This is a genomic window from Candidatus Hydrogenedentota bacterium, from assembly GCA_018005585.1.
GTDB lineage: Bacteria > Hydrogenedentota > Hydrogenedentia > Hydrogenedentales > JAGMZX01 > JAGMZX01.
In genome coordinates this window covers 1-4,155 of record JAGMZX010000262.1, presented here as the reverse complement: position 1 = coordinate 4,155, position 4,155 = coordinate 1, and the positions used below count along the sequence as shown (strand labels likewise).

Genomic DNA, 4,155 nt, shown 5'->3' with positions numbered 1-4,155 from the left:
CCTGCCGCCGCCGAAGCGGATGGTGTAGCCCAGGCGGATGCCTCTGCCGAGAATCCAGGCGAGCAATGTCTTAAGCATGGACGGCCTCCTTGCAGTAGCGGTCCCAGTTCGCGAGGTACTCCTCGACCGTGCCGCTTCCCGCGGACGTGTTGTACCAGCGCTTCCAGTACGCCGCCTGATCGGCGAGCGAGTCCGGGATCGGGGCGCTGACGCGGAAGTAATGAAGGCGCGCGAAGAGCACGCCGATCTTGTCGTTGTCGTCCAGGCGCAGCGCCCACAGGAGGGCGTCCATCGGAATGAGGTCCGGCCACGCAAGCGGCGCGTGCGGGTCGGCGAACAGCCAGTGCGTGGCGCGGGCGAGCACGTCGGGCCGTTGGCGCAGGTACGCCAATGACGCCGCGACGGAGCCGGGCTCGACCTGCCATTTGCCGAAGCCGCCGACCTTCCCCTCGAAGCGGGGCGTCCGCTGCCGTTCCCACGTGAGGTTGCTCTCCTGGGCGGCGGTGCCGAAGAGCAGGCGCGCCGTCCGGTCCGCGTAGGCGGGGGACGGCGGTTTCGCGCCGTACACCATGGCCGCGCAGCCCTGACAGAGCCGCCAGATGCGGAGGGCGTTGTCCATCATCGTCGTGGATTCCATCACTCGCTCCCCGTGGCGCAGGCGGGCAGTTCCCGCTGCGTGGTCTTGGATTCCGCGTCCCGCAGCCGCGCCGCGGCGAGTTCGCAGTACGCGGGGTTGAGTTCGATGCCGATGAAGCACCGCCCGTGCTCGATGGCGACCGCGCCCGCCGTGCCGCTGCCCGCGAAGGGGTCGAGAACGACGCACGGAACGGCGCCGGCGTCCAAACACGAACACGCGGGTTCCCAGCCGAGCGTCGCGCGGGCGGTCTCCCAGCCGCGCTCCGGGGCGGGGGCCTTGCCTCGCCGGTGCTCCGGCAGGCTGTGCGTGCGGCCTCTGTTGTCTGGCTTGCCGCGCTTCACGGCCACGATGCGCCTGCGCGGCGCGCCGCACCGCGCGCAGCAACCGTCCGCGCTCGTGCCCGCGAGGATGCAGGGCTCGACGAGCTTGGGCGGGAAGACCGCGAAGTGTGCGCCTTTGTACGGCTTGGTGGCGATTCTCCAGACGGTGCGCCGATTGCGATGCGTCTGAGTGCGGGCGTATTCGCCGCCCATGTATTTGCCAAGATGGTTCTGCGGGCCGCCGCCCTTGTAGCCCCGCTGCGAGTTGCCGTTCCAGCCGGTCTGCACGCGGGTCATGGACGAAGCTTTCATGGGTTCGCTCACGGCGTCGGCGTCATAGAAGTAGCGCTCGGACTTGGCGAGGAGGAACACGTATTCGTGGGCGCGCGTGGGCCGGTCGCGCACGCTCTCTGGCATGCAATTTTCCTTGGCCCACAGGATGTCTGACCGCAGGTACCAGCCCGGTATAACGATTTGCTTTGGCTCACTGATCCAACCAGGCAGATCGACGGCCTCGCGCTGATTGCACCGCTTCATGAGCATCCAGAGATGCTGCTTCTTGGCTTGAATATCAGATGGTACCGAGCGTGAGCCGTGACCGTTCTTATTCAGTTGGTCGAGCGTATAGGCAATGCACGCTTGTTTCCGTTTTGCAATTAGATAAGGATAGATCGCGCAGACCACTTCAACAGCCTTGTTGCCATCGAGCCGCCAGCCGTAACTGTCCCGACGAGACACGATGCCTCGACCATCCGTAGAACCTGCACGCTGTTTCAGCGCAACTCGCCCGAAGGACGTCAGGTCAACGCATCGATCAAGCAAGGCGATATCGTTATTGGTGACGACGGTGTAGACGACGAACCCGTCCTGATAAACCTGCTGCTTTTCTTTTCGGTAAGAATCGAACCGGCGAACCCCGATACATCCTTCACCGTCGAACATTGCTGCCAGCCAAGCGCGGTCGCGCTCGTCAGCCACGCAGTTCGGAATGACATGTGGCTGCTGCAGTGCCAGCGCGACCCGCCATGGAATCCCGACAAGGTCCTTGGCCTTGAGTCCTTTCTGGGGCAGGCTGTTCGCGGGCCGCCAGGTCCGGTCGTCATAGGCCGCGCGCTTGAACCGCGTGCCGCTCCATCCCTCGGACGGAACCGGCGTGTGCGGGCTGTAGTTGCCCCAACTCCCGGCGTAGCTGTCGCCGAGGTTCAGCCAGAACGTGCCGTCGGGACGCAGCAGGCGCCGGACCTCGCGGAACACAAGCACGAGGTGCTCGACGTACAAGTCCGGCTTGGGCTCCAGGCCGAGTTCGCCGCGCCACGCGCCGCATACGGTGCAGAAGGCGTTGCGGACCGGCTTGTCCCGGTCCAGCGACCCGATGTTGACGAGCTGCTGGCGCTCGCCAGTGCCGCCGTCGCTGGTGCGGCGGACATAGGAGGCGTCCCGCCATTCATGATCGCAGTCCGGGGCGCCGCCCCAGACCTGCGGGTCCGTGCCGTAGTCGCGGAGTCCCCAGTAGGGCGGGGACGTGACGCAGCAGTGGACGCTCGCGTCCGGCAGGCCGCGCAGCACGTCGAGGCAACCGCCCTGATGCAGTTTCCAGTTGTGACCGGAGGAGTGCAGCATCAGGCCGCGCCTCCGTTGGGCGCACAGGCCGCCGACGTTGCCCGACGTGCCGGGAAGGGGCGGGCAGTGGGACGGTGCGCCGCATGGCGGGCCGGAAACGGCTTTTGGGGGCCGTTTCCGGCCGCCCTGCGAAAACTTGACTTCCCGCCCACATGCAAGCGATGAATCGGGTAGATGACGGCAGGAGAAGAGACATGAACGAGACCAAACGGCCCACCACGGCGGCGGACGCTTACAGGCAGCGCAGGCAAGCCGTTGAAGCGATGCTCAATGAACTGAGGGGGAAACTTGACGCCCACGCGCAGCGCGCGGCGGCGGACCCGCAGAACTGGGGATACGCAGGCGACCTCGGCCACGTCGAAGAGGTCCTGCGCGATCTCGCGGCCTTCATGCGGTAGACTCGGCCTGCTCATAACAGGTCCTCGTCCGTAATAAGCGGCGCGCCCGTCGCGGCTTCCGCCTCGACACCTTCCACCTGCTGACCCAGCGCATCGCGCGCAATCCCCGCAATCTGTTCCAACTGGCCGCGCAGGCCGTCGAGCGTGACGGCAGGTTCCGATGAAGCGCGGAGGATCGCTCTCAGGGCGGCGTGACGTTTGACGGTGTTCATTGGGAGGACAGAAGGCGAACGCGAGCCGCCGGTCAACTCACGCACAAGGTCTGCAACAAGGCCAAGCACCTCTTCGGAGAACCATTCATTCCTGACCTGGTACTTCTGAAGCCGCACATGTAACTGCCGCTCAAGCCGGGACGGGACCCCCGAGAAACACTTGACGACACGCAGTTCGTATGGATTGCCGCATTGAAGATAGCTTGCACGACTGTGAGGAGCGGAAGAGCGTCCGATCTTCACGGGGCCGCCGTTCTCGCCTTGAATCACATAGATGTTGGTCAATCGGGGCGAGGACTTGGGCGCTTCAGGCCGTGGTTTACGGAAGTGGAAATTCTCACGACACGGAGGGAAACGGGAATTCTGAACCGTGCATTTCGTGGGAGAGAAATCCAGTAGCTTCAGGAATGCCTCAACGCAATATCCGGCAATGGCGCGCCTCGTACCCTCAAGCAGGTTCTCTCGGATCAAATCGACGAAGTAGTAGCCAGTCTCGATATGCGGGATTATGTGGAGGCACCACGGAGGTTTCTCTCCCGACAGGAGCATCGACTCCTGACGGTTGCTCTCAACAAGTTCCCGGATTAACTCCTGCGGATTTTCCACGAAGGTTGCCGTCATACTGGGTTTCCTTTCCGCAGGTTATCTACCGGAAACTTCAGCCCGGGCGGGTGCGAGACAGTAGCCAGACAATCTCGGACAGTCGCCTCACGGTCCTGTGGGCGAACACATTCATGGCCGCCGCGGAATGGTGGATTCCGGGAGCCATTGTTCCGGGAGGGGGATGCGCCGCGGACAGCCTGGACAGGCGCACCCGCGGAGGTCACGGAACGGCATAGATGACCGGTTAGTTGACCTTCTACGCCCCGGCGTCTTCGGAATCGCCCGTGTTTTCCGGGCTGTCCGAATCGGCGGTCTCGGTGTTATCCGACCTTTTTCCCGCGTTTTCGCGCGGAGCGTCGCTCTTG

General features: G+C 64.3%; 4 protein-coding genes and 2 pseudogenes. 1 reads left to right on the top strand and 5 read right to left on the bottom strand.

What is annotated here, in order from left to right; all coding sequences use genetic code 11:
- Window positions 1–70: 70 nt before the first annotated feature.
- The 4 genes and pseudogenes from KA184_23450 to KA184_23435 form a co-directional block, all read right to left on the bottom strand.
- Complete coding sequence (locus tag KA184_23450; GenBank protein MBP8132546.1) at window positions 71–637, bottom strand: hypothetical protein; 567 nt, start codon at window positions 635–637, stop codon at window positions 71–73.
- Window positions 637–1,113 carry a hypothetical protein gene (locus KA184_23445; protein ID MBP8132545.1) on the bottom strand — a complete coding sequence of 159 codons (477 nt, stop codon included), beginning with the start codon at window positions 1,111–1,113 and terminating at the stop codon, window positions 637–639. Before KA184_23445 ends, KA184_23450 begins: the two co-directional genes overlap by 1 nt.
- Window positions 1,114–1,242: 129 nt before the next feature.
- Window positions 1,243–1,899: pseudogene (locus KA184_23440) on the bottom strand (hypothetical protein).
- Window positions 1,900–2,445: 546 nt separating this feature from the next.
- Window positions 2,446–2,577: pseudogene (locus KA184_23435) on the bottom strand (hypothetical protein).
- 194 nt (window positions 2,578–2,771) lie between these two features.
- Here KA184_23435 and KA184_23430 point away from each other — a divergent pair.
- Complete coding sequence (locus KA184_23430) at window positions 2,772–2,975, top strand: hypothetical protein (GenBank protein MBP8132544.1); 204 nt, start codon at window positions 2,772–2,774, stop codon at window positions 2,973–2,975.
- An 11-nt stretch (window positions 2,976–2,986) separates the two neighbouring features.
- Here the strand turns inward: KA184_23430 and KA184_23425 are convergent, their stop codons facing one another.
- Window positions 2,987–3,808 carry a GIY-YIG nuclease family protein gene (locus KA184_23425; GenBank protein MBP8132543.1) on the bottom strand — a complete coding sequence of 274 codons (822 nt, stop codon included), beginning with the start codon at window positions 3,806–3,808 and terminating at the stop codon, window positions 2,987–2,989.
- Window positions 3,809–4,155: the final 347 nt, after the last annotated feature.